Genomic DNA, 17,416 nt, shown 5'->3' with positions numbered 1-17,416 from the left:
TTCGCGGGCTCCGGCACGGTGATTCCGACCGCGAAGTGCGCGGTCATCGGATTTGCGTGAGAAGGGGGCGGAGATCGTGGCGGGAACGACATCCGGGGAACTGATGGAACGGCCTGAGTCCGGTTCCGGCAAGCCGCTGATCATCACCGAGGACCCGGTGCTCCTCGATGACCTGTTGCGGTTGTGTGCAGCCGCAGGCGCCGAGCCCCATGTGTCCCATGCGATGCCAGAGCAAAGTGGGGCAGTTGATTCTGTTGGGACTGGTCCGGTCGCTGGGACTGGTGGGGTTGGTGGGGCATTTGGTGTCCGCGGGTCCGCCGGTGTCGGTCCGCCGGGTGGCGCGGGCTGGACGGACGCCCCGCTGGTGCTGGTCGGAGAGGACGTCGCGGGGCGGGTGCGCGGAGCTCCGCGGCGGAGCGCGGTGTTCCTCGTCGGCCGGGCCGAGGGCCGCGACCGTGACGAACCGGTGGTGTGGCAGCGGGCGGTGGAGATCGGCGCCGAACAGGTGCTGTGGCTGCCGGAGATGGAGAAATGGCTGGCCGACCGGATCGCGGACGTGGCCGAGGGCGCGGGTCGGCCCGCGCTGACCGTGGGGGTGATCGGCGGCAGCGGCGGAGCGGGTGCGTCCACGCTCGCGTGCGCCCTGGCGGTCTCCGCCGCCCGGTCCGGTGAGCGGACGATGCTCATCGACGGGGACCCGTTCGGCGGCGGGCTGGACGTGCTGCTCGGCGGTGAAGGGGCGGAGGGGCTGCGCTGGCCCGACTTCGCCGCCTCACGCGGTCGGGTCGCCGCCGGAGCGCTGGAGGAGTCCCTCCCCGAACTGCACTCGCTGCGGCTGCTCAGCTGGGACCGGGGCAAACGCGTACAGGTGCCGCCCGCGGCGATGCGCTCGGTGCTGGCGGCGGCCCGGCGGCGGGGCGGAGTGGTGGTGGCCGACCTGCCCCGCCGGGTGGACGAGGTGATGGCCGAGGCGCTCGCCCAGATGGACCTGGTGCTGATGGTGGTCCCGGTCGAGCTGCGCTCGGTGGCCGCCGCGAGCAGGGTTGCGGACGCCCTGGAGGGGGTCGCACGCGATGTCCGGGTGGTGGTCAGGGCGCGGCTGGCGGGGGAGTTGGACCCGGACGAGGTCGCCGGACTGCTGAGGCTGCCGCTCGCCGGTGAGATGCCGGTCGAGCTCGGGGTGTCCGAGTGGCTGGCCAGGGGCGAGCCGCCGGGGACCTTCGTATGGGGGCCGCTGGCCCGGTTCTGCGACGGCTTCTGGCGACGCGTGCTCGGTCCCGGCCAGGGGGTTCCGGCATGAGCGCGGGACTGCTGGACGCGGTGCGGGCCCGGCTCGCGGAGAGCGGGGCCGACCCGACCCCGGCCCGGGTCGCGGCGGCCCTGCGGGCCCAGGGCAGGCTGCTGGGCGACGCCGAAGTGCTCGGTGCCGCAGCGGAGTTGCGGTCGGAATTGGTGGGAGCGGGTCCACTGGAGCCGCTTCTCGCGGATCCCGCCGTCACGGACGTGCTGGTGGCGGCCCCGGACCGGGTGTGGGTGGACCGCGGCGGCGGACTGGAGCTCACCCGGGTGACGTTCGCCGATGCGGACGCGGTGCGCAGGCTGGCGCAGCGGCTGGCCGCGGTGGCCGGGCGGAGGCTCGACGACGCCCGGCCGTGGGTGGACGCGCGGATGCCTGACGGCACCCGGCTGCACGCGGTGCTGCCTCCGGTGGCGGTCGGCTCGGCCTGCCTGTCCCTGCGGGTGGTGCGGCCCAGGGCGTTCACCCTGGACGAGCTGACGGCCGCGGGCACCCTGCCGCCGGGCGGCCGCAGACTGCTCCGGGCGATCGTCGAGGCGCGGCTGTCGTTCCTCGTCTCCGGCGGCACGGGCACCGGGAAGACCACCCTGCTGAGCTGCCTGCTCGGGCTGGTGGGGCCGGGGGAGCGGATCGTACTCGCCGAGGACTCGGCCGAACTGAGGCCCGATCACCCGCATGTGGTCCGCCTGGAGAGCCGCCCGGCCAATCAGGAGGGGGCGGGTCTGGTGACCCTGGCGGACCTGGTCCGGCAGGCCCTGCGGATGCGGCCCGACCGGCTGGTGGTGGGCGAGGTGCGCGGTGCGGAGGTCGCGGACCTGCTGGCCGCGCTCAACACCGGCCATGAGGGCGGCTGCGGCACCGTCCACGCGAATGCCGCGGCCCATGTGCCGGCCCGGCTGGAGGCGCTGGGGACGGCGGCGGGGCTGGACCGGGCAGCTCTGCACAGCCAGTTGGCCGCGGCCCTCGACCTGGTGATCCATCTGGTCCGGGACCGGGGCGGCCGGCGGAGGATCGCCGAGGTGCACGTCCTGGAGCGGGACCCGGCCGGGCTGGTGGTCACGGTTCCGGCGCTGCGCTGGGCGGCGCGGGGCTTCGCGCGGGAACAGGGCTGGGAACGGCTCCGCCCGCTGCTCGGGGGCGTGCGGTGAGCGGGCTGCCGCTGCCGGCCCTGGTGCCGTGGTTCGTGGCGGTGCTGTGCGCGGGTGCGGCGGTCCGGCTGCCGGCGGCCGGCGGCCGGTCGGTGACGCGGGCGAGGCTGCTGCTGGCGGGGAGCGGTCCGGGGGTTCCGGCGCGGGGTTCTCCGAAGGAGCGGCTGGTGGCCGTGCTTCGGGTCGGCGCCGGCCGGTGGTGGCCGGAGGGCGTGTGCCTCGGGGCGGGGCTGCTGGTGGCACTGGCCGGCCGGTCACCGGTTCCGCTGGTGGTGGGGGTGCTGGCGGTGCCGGTGCTCAGGCGGCGGCTGAGTGAGCGGCGGGCGGCCCGGGAGCGGGCGGCGCGGGCTGCCGCGGTGGTGGCTCTGTGCGGGTCGGTCGTGGGGGAGTTGCGGGCGGGTGCCCAGCCGGGGCAGGCGCTGGGCGCGGCCCTACGGCGCACGGCGGTGCCGGGGGCGGAGGAGTCGGCGGTGCTGGCCGCCGCGGCCTTCGGCGGGGACGTGGCCGGGGCGCTGCGGGAGGCGGCCGGGGAGCCGGGTGCGGAGGGTCTGGCCGGGATGGCGGCCTGCTGGCGGGTCTCAGTGGACGGCGGTGCCGGGCTGGCCGCCGGGCTGGAGCGGCTGGAGGGCGCGCTGCGGGCGGAGCGGGACCGGGCGGAGTCGCTCCGGGCCCAGCTGGCGGGCGCCCGGTCCACGACGGTGGTGCTGGCCCTGCTGCCGCTGGTGGGGCTGCTGATCGGTACGGGGCTGGGGGCGGACCCGCTGCGGGTGCTGCTGCACGGCCCGCTGGGAGCGGGGTGCCTGGTGGTGGGCGGAGTGCTGGAGGCGCTGGGACTGCTGTGGTGCCGGCGGATCGTGCGGGCGGGGGAGGGGTGATGGACGGAGCCGGGATCCACAGGCTGGGGACAGCGGTCTGGCCGGTGGTGGTGGCGGGGGTGCTCCTGGCGGTCACCGGACGGATACGGCGGCGGGCCGCGGGCAGCCGGGCCGTGCAGCGCAGGGCGGGCGCGCTGCTCGGGGCGGACCGGGTCCGGGCGGGGCGGAAGGGGGCTGCGGCGGCCGGCCCGCCGTGGGCACCGCACCGGGCACCGCACCGGGTGCGGCGACGGGTGTGGCGAGGGGTGTCGTCCCCGGGGGGCTGGTGGCGGCGCAGACAGGAGGGCCGGCCGGATATCCGGTGGCCGCATGGGGAGGCGGAGCGCCAGCTGCCGTTCGCCGCGGACCTGCTGGCTGCCTGTCTGGCGGCCGGCGCCGGGCCGGTGGAGGCCGCCGAGGTGGTGGGCGAGTCGCTGGGCGGGCCGGTGGGCGAGCGGCTGGCGCTGGCGGGTGCGGAGCTGAGGCTCGGCGGCGAACCCGGGTTGTCGTGGGGAAGGTTGGCGGAGATACCGGGCGCCGCGGACCTCGCCGACTGCCTGGAGCGGGCTGTCCGGACGGGTGCGCCTTCGGCGGAGCCGGTCTCCCGGATCGCCGCGGTCCTGAGGGACGAGCGGTCCAGGCGGGCGACGGCGGCGGCCCAGCGGGCGGCGGTCCTGGTGACCGCACCGGTGGGGCTCTGTTTCCTTCCCGCCTTTCTCGCGGTGGGAGTGGCTCCCGTGGTGATCGGAATGGCGTCCGGTCTCCTCTCCGGCAACTGAGATCCCAACAAGAAACTGAAATCACATCAAGAACTGAAATTCACAGGAGGTTGTCATGAAGATGATCTGGTTGCGGCTGCGCGGCGTGCTGGCCGGTCGTGGCAGCGACGCCGGAATGTCCACGTCGGAATACGCCATGGGGACCATTGCCGCCTGTGCGTTCGCGGCGGTTCTGTACAAGGTCGTCACGAGCGACGTGGTCTCGTCGGCACTTCAGACGACGATCGGCAAGGCACTCGATGTGCCGTTCTGATCAAAAGAAGGGTGGCCGCTGTTCCTGCAGTGGCGGCGCCCGTGACGGCGGTTATGTGACGGCGGAGGCGGCACTTGTGATTCCCGCACTGGTGCTTTTCGCGGCGCTGCTCGTGTGGGCACTGATGGCCGCCGCCGCGCAGATCCGGTGCGTGGACGCGGCCAGGGCCGGGGCCCGGGCGGTGGCACGGTCCGAGCCGGCCGCCGAGGCGGTCGCGGCGGCGGAGGCGGCCGCGCCGGAGGGCGCGGACGTGGAGGTGAGCCGCACGGGAGACCTGTGGCGGGTGCGGGTGACCGCGCCCGCCCCGGGACCGGCCGGGCTGCCGGTCCGGCTGGGCGCGGCGGCGGTGGCACTCGCCGAGGACAGCGTGGGGCCGCCGCCATGAGCCGGGACCGGGGGTCGGCGACGGTATGGGCGGCGCTGGTGACCACGGTGCTCGGAGCGGTCTTCGGGGGCGTGCTGCTGCTCGGACAGGCCGTGGTGGCCCGGCACCGGGCGGCGGCCGCCGCGGACCTGGCCGTCCTGGCGGCCGCCGCGGCCTGGGCACACGGCCCGCCGGCCGCCTGTGGGGCGGCACGGCGGGTGGCGGAGGCCCAGGGGGCGGTGCTGGCCGGGTGTGCCGTGGCGGGGGAGACGGCCGAGGTCACCGCCACGGCCGCGGCCGGACCCTTCACCGTCCGTATCCGCTCGCGGGCCGGTCCGGCGGGAGAGGACCCAGTGGCCCCGGAGGCCTCCCGGGCCCCGACAGTTCCAGCGGCCTCAGCGGCCTCAGCGGCCTCAGCGGCCTCAGCGGCCTCAGCGGCCTCAGCGGCCTCAGCGGCTCCGGCGGTCCCGCCGGCCTCAGCGGTCCAAGCGGTCCCAGCGGCCCCGGCCCCGGTGCCGCAGCCGGGCGGCGGGCGGGGCGGGGCTACTCCGGGGGTGCGCCTGCCAGGAGGCGGCTGAGCAGGCGTACGGCGCCGCGTTTGTGGAGGGGATCGTTGCCGTTGCCGCACTTGGGGGACTGGATGCAGGACGGGCACCCGGCCTCGCACTCGCAGGCGGCGATGGCGTCCCGGGTCGCGGTCAGCCACTGGCGGGCCGTGTGGAAGGCGCGCTCGGCGAATCCGGCGCCGCCGGGGTGGCCGTCGTAGACGAACACGGTCGGAAGCAGGGTGTCCGGGTGGAGCGGGATGGAGACCCCGCCGATGTCCCAGCGGTCGCAGGTGGCGAACAGCGGAAGGAGGCCGATGGAGGCGTGCTCGGCGGCGTGCAGGGCGCCGCCGAGGATCTCCGGGTTGATCCGGGCCGCGTCCAGCTGGTCCTCGGTGACCGTCCACCACACGGCCCGGGTGCGCAGGACGCGGGGCGGCAGGTCCAGCTTGGACTCGCCGAGGACCTCGCCGGTGATCAGTTTCCGCCGGAGGTAGGAGACGACCTGGTTGGTGACCTCCACGGAGCCGTAGCAGAGGCGGGCCTCGCCCCAGGGGATCTCGGTCTCGGTGTCGAGGATGGAGACGGAGGTGGTGTCGCGGGCGGTGGTGGAGAAGGGCGGGTCGGCGGGTTCCACCAGGGCCACCGAGTCCTCCAGGTCCAGGTGCCGGACCAGGTACGTCCGGCCCTGGTGGAGGTGGACCGCGCCGTCGTGCACGGCGGTGTGGGAGGCGGCCTCGTCGACCGTGCCCAGCAGCCGGCCGGTGTCCGCCTCGACGATCTGGACCGGGCGGCCGCCGCCGCCCCGGATGTCGGCCAGGTCTGCGGCCCGCTCCCGGCGGGTCCAGTGCCAGGCGGTGGCGCGGCGGCGCAGCAGCTTCGCGGATTCGAGCTGGGGGAGGAGGTCGGTGGCGGCGGGGCCGAACAGGGGCAGGTCGGCCTCGGTGAGCGGCAGCTCGGCGGCGGCCGCGCACAGGTGGGGGGCGAGGACGTACGGGTTGTCCGGGTCCAGCACGGTGGCCTCGACGGGCTGCCGGAACAGCGCGTCGGGGTGGTGCACGAGGTAGGTGTCCAGCGGGTCGTCACGGGCGATCAGCACGGCCAGGGCGCCCTGGCCGGAGCGCCCGGCCCGGCCCGCCTGCTGCCAGAGCGAGGCGCGGGTGCCGGGGTAGCCCGCGATCAGGACGGCGTCCAGGCCGGACACGTCCACGCCGAGCTCCAGCGCGGTCGTGGCGGCCAGGCCGAGCAGCTCGCCCGAGTGCAGGGCCCGTTCCAGGGCCCGGCGTTCCTCGGGCAGGTATCCGCCGCGGTAGGCGGCCACCCGGCCGGGCAGCGAGCGGTCCACCGACGCGAGCCGTTCCTGGGCGATGAGAGCGATCAGCTCGGCGCCGCGCCGGGACCGGACGAAGGCGACCGTGCGGACCCGCTGGACGGCCAGGTCGGTGAGCAGGTCGGCGGTCTCGGCCGTGGCGGTGCGGCGGACCGGGGCGCCGCGCTCGCCCGCGAGCTCGGTGAGCGGCGGCTCCCACAGGGCGAAGACCACCTCGCCGCGCGGGGAGGCGTCGTCCACCACCTCGGTGACCGGCACGCCGGTCAGGCGGCTCGCCGCGGCCGCGGGGTCACTGGCGGTGGCCGAGGCGAGCAGGAAGACCGGCTCGGAGCCGTAGCGGGCGCAGATCCGCCGCAGCCGGCGCAGGACCTGGGCGACGTGCGAGCCGAAGACGCCCCGGTAGGTGTGGCACTCGTCGATGACCACGTACCGCAGTGCGCGGAGGAAGGAGGACCAGCGGGGGTGGGCCGGGAGCATCCCGCGGTGCAGCATGTCGGGATTGGTGAGTACGTAGTTGGCGTACTGGCGGACCCATTCCCGTTCCTCGACGGGCGTGTCGCCGTCGTAGACGGCGGGCCGGACCGCGTTGCCGAGTGGGGCGGCCAGCTCCCGTACGGCGCGGCGCTGGTCGGCGGCCAGGGCCTTGGTGGGGGCCAGGTACAGGGCGGTCGCCCCCCGGCCGTTGGGCGCCTGTGCGCCGTCCGCGAGGGCGGTCAGGACGGGGGCCAGGTAGGCGAGGGACTTGCCGGAGGCGGTGCCGGTGGCGACGACCACGGATTCGCCGTCCAGGGCGTGCTCGGCGGCAGCGGCCTGGTGCTCCCAGGGATGCTCGATGCCGGCCGCCCGGATGGCCGCCACGACATCCGTTCGGACGCGATCGGGCCAGACGGCATGACGGCCCGCCCGAGGGGGCAGATGCTCCGTATGGGTGATGCGCGCAGCCCGGCCAGGCCCCCGTGACAGGCGGTCCAGGACCGCGGCGGGAGTGGCTCGGGGGTCCGCTGCGGCCGTGGGCCGACTGGGACGGTGAGTACTGGCCATTGCAACCGAGTGTGTCACCGGTGTCGGGGACAATGGTCAGAAGGCGTCGTGCACGCCTGCCGGTAAGTGATTGAATGCCATTGCGGCAGCCAATCCCTCCACTACCTTCGGGTGGGGAGGCCCCTGGGGGGCGCCGCTCGATAGCAAGGTGCTGGAGGATCCGTGGACCTGTCCCTGTCGACTCGCACTGTCGGCGACCGCACGGTCGTCGAGGTCGGTGGCGAGATTGATGTGTATACCGCGCCCAAGCTGCGCGAGCAGTTGGTCGAGTTGGTGAACGACGGCAGCTACCACCTGGTCGTCGACATGGAGCGAGTGGACTTCCTCGACTCCACCGGCCTCGGTGTGCTCGTGGGCGGCCTCAAGCGGGTCCGCGCGCACGAGGGGTCGCTGCGTCTGGTGTGCAACCAGGAGCGCATCCTGAAGATCTTCCGCATCACCGGTCTGACCAAGGTCTTCCCCATCCACACCTCGGTGGAAGACGCCGTAGCCGCCACCGACTGACGTCTCGCAGGCAGCGGGGGTGCCGGGCCGTCGGCCCGGGCCCCTGTACGGCACGTCCTTAGTCCGAGGGGGAGTACATGGCCACCGTTGAACTCCGCTTCAGCGCCCAGCCCGAGCACGTGCGTACGGCCCGCCTGGTGGCGGCAGCCGTGGCGCGCCGGGCCGGTGTGGAGGAGGCCGTGCTCGACGAGGTGCGTCTCGCCGTCGGTGAGGCGTGCTCGCGTGCCGTCGGGCTGCACCTCGGCAGCGGTGTCACCAACCCCGTCCGGGTCGTTCTGAACGACGAGGAGAAGCTGTTCTCCATCGAGGTCGTCGACGAGGTGGTCGGTTCGTCGGGCGCGGGCTCCGCCGGTGGTGCGGGTCCGGACCAGGACGCGGAGGACGAGGACGAGATGGGCCTCGCGGTGATCCGGGGGCTGGTGGACGACGTCGAGGTCAGCGCCGGCGAATCCGGCGGGGTGATCCGGATGAGCTGGCCGGTGGCCGGCGCCCCGGAACTCGCCTAGCGCACGATCTTTCCCCCGATCGGCCCATCGCGCTTTCCGATCTTATTGATAAATGTTGAAGGCCCTGCTGAGCAGGGCCTTTTTCGTTTCCGTAGATCGATGACCGGCCGTCAATGCCTTTGCCCCATTACCGCTTTCGAGGGTAATGGAGTGACGCGATCTTTTGCTGAGGAGCAAGAGAAGGCCAATTCCGTTTCCCGCGCACTGTTTTGATCCGGTGAGGCTCCCTACAATCCGTCCACATCTTTGAGCTCATCACGTCAAGGAGGACGTATGACGGGGCTCTTCACCCCTTCGGCGGCCGCGGTACTCACCGATGACAATCGGCTGATCGTGTTCGTCATTGCGGCCGTCGCTCTGGCCGCACTCGTCGTCGCACAACTCCTGGTCCGCCAGGTGCTCGCCGCCGACGAAGGCACCGACAGCATGAAGAAGATCGCAGCGGCGGTCCAGGAAGGCGCCAACGCCTATCTCGGCCGCCAGCTGCGCACCCTCGGCATCTTCGCCGTCGTCGTGTTCTTCCTGCTCTTCCTGCTCCCCGCCGACAACTGGTCCCAGCGGGCGGGACGTTCCGCCTTCTTCCTGGTCGGCGCCCTCTTCTCGGCCGTCACCGGCTACATCGGCATGCGGCTCGCGGTCCGCGCCAACGTCCGCGTCGCCGCGGCCGCCCGCGAGGCCACCCCCGGACCGGGCGAGCCCGAGAAGGACCTCACCGCCGTGGCCCACAAGGCCATGAAGATCGCCTTCCGTACCGGTGGCGTGGTCGGCATGTTCACCGTCGGCCTCGGCCTGCTCGGGGCCTCCTGCGTGGTCCTGGTCTACGCCGCGGACGCGCCCAAGGTGCTGGAGGGCTTCGGCCTGGGCGCCGCGCTGATCGCGATGTTCATGCGTGTCGGCGGGGGCATCTTCACCAAGGCCGCCGACGTCGGCGCCGACCTGGTCGGCAAGGTCGAACAGGGCATTCCGGAGGACGATCCGCGCAATGCCGCGACCATCGCCGACAACGTGGGCGACAACGTCGGCGACTGCGCGGGCATGGCCGCCGACCTCTTCGAGTCCTACGCCGTCACGCTGGTGGCCGCCCTCATCCTCGGCAAGGCCGCCTTCGGCGACCTCGGCCTGGCCTTCCCCCTCATCGTCCCCGCCATCGGTGTGATCACCGCGATGATCGGCATCTTCGCCGTCTCCCCGCGCCGCACCGACCGCAGCGGCATGAGCGCCATCAACCGCGGCTTCTTCATCTCCGCGGTGATCTCCCTGGTGCTGGTGGCCGTCGCCGTCTTCGCCTACCTGCCGGACAGCTACAAGGAGCTGGCCGGCGTCGAGAACGCGGCCATCATCAACCACTCCGGCGACCCGCGGGTCCTCGCCCTCGTGGCCGTCGCCATCGGCATCGTGCTCGCCGCCCTCATCCAGCAGCTCACCGGCTACTTCACCGAGACCAACCGCCGTCCCGTCCGGGACATCGGCAAGTCCTCGCTGACCGGCCCCGCGACCGTCGTCCTGGCCGGCGTCTCCGTCGGCCTGGAGTCCGCCGTCTACACCGCGCTGCTGATCGGCCTCGGCGTCTACGGGGCGTTCCTGCTCGGCGGCACCTCGATCATGCTCGCGCTGTTCGCCGTGGCACTGGCCGGCACCGGTCTGCTCACCACGGTCGGCGTGATCGTCGCCATGGACACCTTCGGCCCGGTCTCCGACAACGCGCAGGGCATCGCCGAGATGTCCGGCGACGTCGAGGGCGCCGGCGCGCAGGTCCTCACCGACCTGGACGCCGTCGGCAACACCACCAAGGCCATCACCAAGGGCATCGCCATCGCCACCGCCGTGCTCGCCGCCGCCGCGCTGTTCGGCTCGTACAGCGACGCGATCGCGGGCGCGGTCAAGGACGTGGGCGCCAAGTCCGACCAGCTCGGCCTCAGCCTGGACATCGGCCAGCCCAACAACCTGGTCGGGCTGATCCTCGGTGCGGCCGTGGTGTTCCTCTTCTCCGGCCTCGCCATCAACGCGGTCTCCCGGTCCGCCGGCGCCGTGGTCTACGAGGTCCGCCGGCAGTTCCGCGAGCGGCCCGGGATCATGGACTACTCCGAGAAGCCCGAGTACGGGCGCGTCGTCGACATCTGCACCAAGGACGCGCTGCGCGAGCTCGCCACGCCGGGCCTGCTCGCCGTGATGGCCCCCATCGCGGTCGGCTTCACCCTCGGTGTGGGCGCGCTCGGCTCGTACCTGGCCGGCGCGATCGGCACCGGCACCCTGATGGCGGTGTTCCTGGCGAACTCCGGCGGTGCCTGGGACAACGCCAAGAAGCTGGTCGAGGACGGTCACCACGGCGGCAAGGGCAGTGACGCCCACGCCGCGACCGTCATCGGCGACACCGTCGGCGACCCGTTCAAGGACACCGCCGGTCCGGCCATCAACCCGCTGCTCAAGGTGATGAACCTGGTGGCGCTGCTGATCGCCCCGGCCGTCGTCCAGTTCAGCTACGGGGACGACGCGAACCCGGTGGTCCGCACCGTCGTGGCGGTCCTCGCCATCGCCGTCATCGTCGTCGCCGTGTACGTGTCCAAGAAGCGCGGCATCACCGTCGGCGACGACAGCACCAGCGGGGCGGCCGAGCGGGTGTCCCAGCAGACGGACCCGGCGGTGGTCTCCTGAACTGACCCGACCCGGGCTCCGGCCCGGGAACCTTAGGTCTGAACGGCGGACGGGCGGCGCGGACTGACGCGTCGTCCGTCCGCTTTTCTGCACACCCGGATGGCAGGCGTGTATGTTCCGGGCCGAGAGCCTTGGAAGGGACCAAACCGGTGAACAAGAAGCTTGCTGCCGCGGTCTCCGGCGGTGCGGTGCTGATGCTCGTGCTGTCCGGTTGCAGCGAACAAAGCGACAACAAGTCCAGCGACTGGGCCAAGAAGGTCTGCGACAAGTGGCAGCCCGAGTACAAGAAGATCGAGGCGGCCAACGCCGACCTGAAGCGGGTGGCGACCGAGAGCAGCAAGCCCGACGAGGTCAAGCAGACCGACTCCGCCGCGTTCCAGACCATGTCGGAGGCGTTCGGCTCGATCAGCCTGGCCCTGCGGGACGCGGGTGATCCGGGCGGCAAGGACGCCAAGGCGGCGGCCGACGCCGCGGCCAAGGGCTTCGACGACACGGCCAAGGGCTACGCCGAGCTGAAGTCGAAGATGGACCAGCTCGACGCCGCGGACCAGACGAAGTTCGCCGCGGGCCTCCAGGAGCTGTCCTCCGGTCTGGAGAAGGTCTCAGCGGACGAGAAGGCCGCCCGCGAGAAGCTGAAGGCCGGCGGGCTGGACCAGCCGATGGCGGAGCAGAAGGGCTGTCAGGCGGTGGCCCCGTCGCCCGCCCAGAGCTGACCGCGGGCTGATTGTGGGCTGAACGTGGGCCGATCGCGGTCCGACCACGGCCGTACGGGGTCCGGCACGCCGCCGGGCCCGTACGGCTACCGCGACCGGCCGCCGGGTTTTCCACAGGGCCGCCCGCGGTCGTACGGATCGACGGCGCCAGCCGACACAATGGACGCGTGAGTACCACCAGCCTTCCCTCGCCCGACCGCGCCGCAACCCTCCGCGCGGCCCTGCTCGCCGCCGGCTTCACCGCCGACGGCCTGCTCGACCTGCTCGGTGCCCCCGCCTACGCCGCGCTGGCCCGCAGCGAGACGGTGCCCGCGCTCCGCGCCACCCGCGGTGACGGCCCGCTGCAGACCCTGGTCCGGCTGTTCCTGCTCCAGCAGCCGGTGCCCTACGAGCACGCCGCCGGGGCGCTGCCGGCCGGGGAGGCGCTGGCCGACGGCTGGCTGCTCCGGGAGGAAGCCGCCGACGGCACGGACACCGTGCACGCCACCGTCGACGTCCGCCCGTACGGCGGCCCGGACGGGGAGGACTGGTTCATCGTCTCGGACCTCGGCTGCGCGGTCGGCGGGGCCGGCGGCATCGGCGGCCGGGGCCGGCAGGCGGACACGGAGGTGGTCCTCGGGGTCGGCGGCGCGTCCACCACCCTCGCCGGGATCACCGTCCGCCACCCCGTCGGCTCGGCCCTCGACCTCGGCACCGGCTCCGGCATCCAGGCCCTGCACGCCACCGGGCACGCCACCCGGGTCACCGCGACCGACGTCAACCCGCGCGCCCTGGAGTTCACCCGGCTCACCCTGGCGCTCTCCGGGGCTCCGGAGGCCGAGCTCCTCGCCGGCTCCCTCTTCGAGCCGGTCGGCGGGGCGACGTACGACCTGATCGTTTCCAACCCGCCCTTCGTCATCTCCCCCGGCGCCCGGCTGACCTACCGGGACGGCGGCATGGGCGGCGACGACCTGTGCCGCACCCTGGTCCGGCAGGCCGGCGACCACCTCAACCCGGGCGGGTACGCGCAGTTCCTGGCCAACTGGCAGCACGTGGAGGGCGAGGACTGGCGGGACCGGCTGCGTTCCTGGGTGCCGCCCGGCTGCGACGCCTGGATCGTGCAGCGCGAGGTGCAGGACGTCACCCAGTACGCGGAACTGTGGCTGAGGGACGCCGGCGACCACCGGATGGACCCGCAGGAGTACGCGGAGCGGTACGAGCACTGGCTGGAGGAGTTCGAGTCCCGCAAGACCAAGGCCGTCGGATTCGGCTGGATCACGCTGCGCCGCAGCGACGCCGTGGAGCCCTCGATCGTGGTGGAGGAGTGGCCGCACCCGGTGGAGCAGCCGCTGGGGGAGACCGTCCGGGCGCATTTCGCCCGTCAGGACTACCTGCGCGACCACGATGACGCGGCGCTGCTGGAGGGCCGTTTCCAGCTGGCCGTCGAGGTGATGCAGGAGCAGGTCGGCGCACCGGGCGCGGAGGACCCGGAGCACGTGGTGCTCCGGCAGAACCGCGGTATGCGGCGCGCCACCAAGGTGGACACGGTCGGGGCGGGCTTCGCAGGTGTGTGCGACGGATCGCTGACGGCGGGGCGGATTCTGGACGCGATCGCCCAGCTGGTGCAGGAGGACCCGGTCATCCTGCGCGACCGTACGCCGGAAGCGATCCGGCTGCTGGTCGAGCAGGGCTTTCTGGAACCCTCCGAGGCCATGGAACGCTGAGTTCACCCGGGGTTCTCCCGCTGTACCCCCTGGCCTGCCAGGCTCGTCGGGCCGATGAAATCCGGGGGGAACCGGGGGAACGCAGCGAGCGGCTCCGAGGGAATGGGGGGACGGCATGGAAGACGGTCCGGCGATGTTCGCTGCGGCGGTGTTCCTGCTGTTCGGAGCCGCCCTGCTGACCTGGACAGGGGCGCGGGCACTGCACCGCGCGCCGGTGGCCGAAGGCGTACGCCCCGCGGTGGCGGTTCCGGCGGCCCTGCTGGCCGGCGCGATCTCGCTGGGCCTCGGCGTGTGGTGCCTGAGCCGGCTCTGAGCAGCCGCGACACGGAGGATCCGGAGCCGGTCCCCGGCTGTGACCGGGCGTGACCGAGGGCCGGCCGGAGGCGGGGCCAGACGGCCCCCAGGCCACTCGGGCCGGTGATCAACAGGGGTCCTGCGTGACATCCGGGCGGCACGAAGGGCACTAGTCGGGTTACCGTTCGAGTGGCCGTTGCGGGCATGTGCCGTTTGACACGGGGGCGGGTTGTACCGTCACACTCCGCAGCGTCGCCGTACTGCGACCGAGTGCCGACCGGAGAGAAGAGCCAAGTTGTCCCCGACTAGCGAGACCGCAAAGGGCGGCCGCCGACTCGTCATTGTCGAGTCCCCTGCCAAGGCGAAGACGATCAAGGGCTACCTGGGCCCGGGATACGTCGTCGAGGCGAGCGTCGGGCACATCCGCGACCTCCCGAACGGCGCGGCGGAGGTGCCCGAGAAGTACACGGGCGAGGTGCGCCGCCTCGGCGTGGACGTCGAGCACGACTTCCAGCCGATCTACGTCGTCAACGCCGACAAGAGGGCCCAGGTCAAGAAGCTCAAGGACCTGCTGGCCGAGTCCGACGAGCTCTTCCTCGCCACCGATGAGGACCGCGAGGGCGAGGCCATCGCCTGGCACCTGCAGGAAGTCCTCAAGCCCAAGGTCCCCGTCCACCGCATGGTCTTCCACGAGATCACCAAGGACGCGATCCGCGAGGCCGTCGCCAACCCGCGCGAACTCAACCAGCGCATGGTCGACGCCCAGGAGACCCGCCGCATCCTCGACCGCCTCTACGGCTACGAGGTCTCGCCGGTCCTCTGGAAGAAGGTCATGCCGAAGCTGTCGGCGGGCCGCGTGCAGTCCGTCGCCACCCGCCTCGTCGTCGAGCGCGAGCGCGAGCGGATCGCCTTCCGCTCCGCCGAGTACTGGGACCTGACCGGCACGTTCTCCACCGGCCGCGCCGGTGACGCCACCGACCCGTCCTCGCTGGTCGCCCGCCTGAACACGGTCGACGGCCGGCGTGTCGCCCAGGGCCGCGACTTCGGCTCCAACGGGCAGCTCAAGAGCGACGTCCTGCACCTGGACGAGGCCAACGCGCGCGCCCTGGCGGCCGCCCTCGCCGAGACCTCCTTCGCGGTCCGCTCGGTCGAGTCCAAGCCGTACCGCCGCTCCCCGTACGCCCCGTTCCGTACGACCACCCTCCAGCAGGAGGCGTCGCGCAAGCTGGGCTTCGGCGCGAAGGCGACCATGCAGGTGGCCCAGAAGCTGTACGAGAACGGCTTCATCACCTACATGCGTACGGACTCCACGATCCTCTCGGACACCGCCGTGTCGGCCGCCCGCGCCCAGGTCACCCAGCTGTACGGCGCCGACTACCTGCCGCCGCAGCCGCGGGTCTACGCCGGGAAGGTCAAGAACGCGCAGGAGGCCCACGAGGCCATCCGGCCTTCGGGTGATCGTTTCCGCACGCCCGCCGAGACCGGACTGACCGGCGACCAGTTCAGGCTCTACGAGCTGATCTGGAAGCGGACCGTCGCCTCCCAGATGAAGGACGCGACCGGCAACTCCGTCACCGTCAGGATCGGCGGCACCGCCGCGGACGGCCGGGACGCCGAGTTCACCGCGTCCGGCAAGACCATCACCTTCCACGGCTTCATGAAGGCGTACGTCGAGGGCGCCGACGACCCGAACGCCGAGCTCGACGACCGCGAGCGCCGGCTGCCGCAGGTCGCCGAGGGCGACGCCCTCTCGGCCTCCGACATCACCGCGGACGGCCACGCCACCAAGCCGCCGGCCCGGTACACCGAGGCCAGCCTGGTCAAGGAGCTCGAAGAGCGCGAGATCGGCCGCCCGTCGACGTACGCCTCGATCATCGGCACCATCCTCGACCGCGGATACGTGTTCAAGAAGGGCACCGCCCTGGTGCCGTCCTTCCTGTCCTTCGCCGTCGTCAACCTGCTGGAGAAGCACTTCGGCCGACTCGTCGACTACGACTTCACCGCGAAGATGGAGGACGACCTCGACCGCATCGCGCGGGGCGAGGCCCAGTCCGTGCCGTGGCTGAAGCGCTTCTACTTCGGCGGCGAGGGCGACGTCGCGGACGCGTCCTCCGCCGGGAACGGCGACGGCGACCACCTCGGCGGCCTGAAGGAACTGGTCACCGACCTCGGCGCGATCGACGCGCGGGAGATCTCCTCCTTCCCGGTCGGCGAGGGCATCGTGCTGCGGGTGGGCCGCTACGGCCCGTACATCGAGCGCGGCGAGAAGGACGCGGAGGGCCACCAGCGGGCCGACGTGCCCGAGGACCTCGCGCCGGACGAGCTGACCGTGGAGTACGCGGAGCACCTGTTCTCGAAGCCGAGCGGCGAGTTCCCGCTGGGCAAGGACCCCCTGTCGGGCCACGAGATCGTCGCCAAGGACGGCCGCTACGGCCCGTACGTGACGGAGATCCTCCCCGAGGGCACCCCGAAGACGGGCAAGAACGCGGTGAAGCCGCGGACGGCGTCCCTCTTCAAGTCGATGTCCCTGGACACGGTGACGCTGGACGAGGCGCTGAAGCTGATGTCCCTGCCGCGGGTGGTGGGCGCGGACGCGGAGGGCGTGGAGATCACGGCGCAGAACGGCCGGTACGGCCCGTACCTGAAGAAGGGCACGGACAGCCGCTCCCTGGAGACCGAGGACCAGCTCTTCGGCATCACGCTGGACGAGGCACTGGCGATCTACGCCCAGCCGAAGCAGCGGGGCCGCGCGGCGGCCAAGCCGCCGCTGAAGGAGCTGGGCACGGACCCGGTGAGCGAGCGCCCGGTGGTCGTGAAGGACGGCCGCTTCGGCCCGTACGTGACGGACGGCGAGACGAACGCGACGCTGCGGCGGGACGACGACGTCGAGACGATCACGCCGGAGCGGGGCTACGAGCTGCTCGCCGAGAAGCGGGCCAAGGGGCCGGCCAAGAAGGTCGCGAAGAAGGCGCCGGCGAAGAAGACGACGGCTTCGGCTGCGAAGAAGACGGCGGCGAAGAAGACGACGGCTTCGGCTGCGAAGAAGACGGCGGCGAAGAAGACGACCGCCAAGACGACGGCCGCGAAGACGACCGCCGCGAAGAAGACCACGGCCAAGGCGGCCGCCGCGAAGAAGACGACCGCCACCCCGACCGAGGCCTAGCCCCGGCCCGGCCCCGCGGTCCCGCTCCCGCCCGGCCGAAGCGGCGCTCGGCTGCGCCGAAGCCGACGCTGCTCGGGCGGAGCCCGGCTCTGCCCGGAGTGGAGCTCCGCCCTGGGCGGGGCTCGACCCCGTCGGCGGGGTCGGGGGACAGGCACACGCTGCGCGGCCGGCGCGGGCAGGTGTGCCGTGTGCCCACCTCCCCCAGACTCCGTCCGGGGGGACCCCCACCCCCAAGCTCTCGGCTCCGCTCGAGCAGGGGACCCCCATCGC

At 72.9% G+C, this 17,416-nt stretch carries 15 protein-coding genes; 14 read left to right on the top strand and 1 reads right to left on the bottom strand.

Going from position 1 to position 17,416, the window contains the following annotated elements; translation table 11 throughout:
- Positions 1-103 precede the first annotated feature (103 nt).
- From ssd to AB0O36_RS17780, 7 genes are read left to right on the top strand one after another with little or no spacing between them, the layout of a single operon-like run.
- Positions 104-1,300, top strand: a complete 1,197-nt coding sequence (gene ssd / locus AB0O36_RS17810) for a septum site-determining protein Ssd (RefSeq protein ID WP_365110797.1) — start codon at positions 104-106, stop codon at positions 1,298-1,300.
- Positions 1,297-2,445 (top strand): TadA family conjugal transfer-associated ATPase, encoded by a 1,149-nt coding sequence (locus AB0O36_RS17805; protein ID WP_365110795.1) that lies wholly within the window; start codon positions 1,297-1,299, stop codon positions 2,443-2,445. Before ssd ends, AB0O36_RS17805 begins: the two co-directional genes overlap by 4 nt.
- Positions 2,442-3,320, top strand: coding sequence for a hypothetical protein (locus AB0O36_RS17800; RefSeq protein WP_365110792.1), 879 nt, complete (start codon positions 2,442-2,444; stop codon positions 3,318-3,320). The genes AB0O36_RS17805 and AB0O36_RS17800 overlap by 4 nt, the downstream gene beginning before the upstream one ends.
- Complete coding sequence (locus AB0O36_RS17795) at positions 3,320-4,078, top strand: type II secretion system F family protein (RefSeq protein ID WP_365110790.1); 759 nt, start codon at positions 3,320-3,322, stop codon at positions 4,076-4,078. Before AB0O36_RS17800 ends, AB0O36_RS17795 begins: the two co-directional genes overlap by 1 nt.
- A 55-nt stretch (positions 4,079-4,133) precedes the next feature.
- A complete protein-coding gene (locus AB0O36_RS17790) occupies positions 4,134-4,331 on the top strand; it encodes a DUF4244 domain-containing protein (protein ID WP_365110788.1) in 198 nt (65 codons plus the stop codon).
- A complete protein-coding gene (locus tag AB0O36_RS17785) occupies positions 4,318-4,716 on the top strand; it encodes a TadE family type IV pilus minor pilin (protein ID WP_365110786.1) in 399 nt (132 codons plus the stop codon). The genes AB0O36_RS17790 and AB0O36_RS17785 overlap by 14 nt, the downstream gene beginning before the upstream one ends.
- The gene (locus tag AB0O36_RS17780) at positions 4,713-5,273 is read left to right on the top strand and encodes an Rv3654c family TadE-like protein (protein WP_365110783.1); all 561 of its coding nucleotides are present in this window, start codon (positions 4,713-4,715) and stop codon (positions 5,271-5,273) included. The genes AB0O36_RS17785 and AB0O36_RS17780 overlap by 4 nt, the downstream gene beginning before the upstream one ends.
- On the opposite strand, the gene AB0O36_RS17775 is transcribed toward AB0O36_RS17780, so the two are convergent.
- A complete protein-coding gene (locus AB0O36_RS17775; RefSeq protein ID WP_365110780.1) occupies positions 5,239-7,611 on the bottom strand; it encodes a DEAD/DEAH box helicase in 2,373 nt (790 codons plus the stop codon). The two genes, AB0O36_RS17780 and AB0O36_RS17775, sit on opposite strands and share 35 nt — an antisense overlap.
- 162 nt (positions 7,612-7,773) lie before the next feature.
- Between AB0O36_RS17775 and bldG the strand changes: the two genes are divergently transcribed.
- From bldG to topA, 7 genes are all read left to right on the top strand, one after another.
- Positions 7,774-8,115, top strand: a complete 342-nt coding sequence (gene bldG, locus AB0O36_RS17770) for an anti-sigma factor antagonist BldG (protein ID WP_365110777.1) — start codon at positions 7,774-7,776, stop codon at positions 8,113-8,115.
- A gap of 77 nt (positions 8,116-8,192) precedes the next feature.
- On the top strand, positions 8,193-8,621 hold the full coding sequence (locus tag AB0O36_RS17765) for an ATP-binding protein (protein WP_365110775.1): 429 nt from the start codon (positions 8,193-8,195) through the stop codon (positions 8,619-8,621).
- A gap of 273 nt (positions 8,622-8,894) precedes the next feature.
- Entirely contained in the window at positions 8,895-11,273 is a 2,379-nt protein-coding gene (locus AB0O36_RS17760) for a sodium-translocating pyrophosphatase (RefSeq protein WP_365110772.1), read from the top strand.
- Between the two features lie 149 nt (positions 11,274-11,422).
- Positions 11,423-11,986 (top strand): small secreted protein, encoded by a 564-nt coding sequence (locus AB0O36_RS17755; RefSeq protein ID WP_365110770.1) that lies wholly within the window; start codon positions 11,423-11,425, stop codon positions 11,984-11,986.
- A gap of 167 nt (positions 11,987-12,153) precedes the next feature.
- Entirely contained in the window at positions 12,154-13,689 is a 1,536-nt protein-coding gene (locus tag AB0O36_RS17750) for a methyltransferase (RefSeq protein ID WP_365110768.1), read from the top strand.
- 115 nt (positions 13,690-13,804) lie between these two features.
- A complete protein-coding gene (locus tag AB0O36_RS17745) occupies positions 13,805-14,002 on the top strand; it encodes a hypothetical protein (protein WP_365110766.1) in 198 nt (65 codons plus the stop codon).
- A gap of 276 nt (positions 14,003-14,278) precedes the next feature.
- Positions 14,279-17,146 (top strand): type I DNA topoisomerase, encoded by a 2,868-nt coding sequence (gene topA, locus AB0O36_RS17740; protein WP_365110763.1) that lies wholly within the window; start codon positions 14,279-14,281, stop codon positions 17,144-17,146.
- The last annotated feature ends 270 nt before the right edge of the window (positions 17,147-17,416 follow it).

The sequence above is a fragment of the Streptomyces sp. NPDC089799 genome (genome assembly GCF_040684755.1).
Taxonomy (GTDB): domain Bacteria; phylum Actinomycetota; class Actinomycetes; order Streptomycetales; family Streptomycetaceae; genus Streptomyces.
Note: the sequence above shows the minus strand (reverse complement) of the source record. Positions and strands in the feature narration are given on the sequence as shown.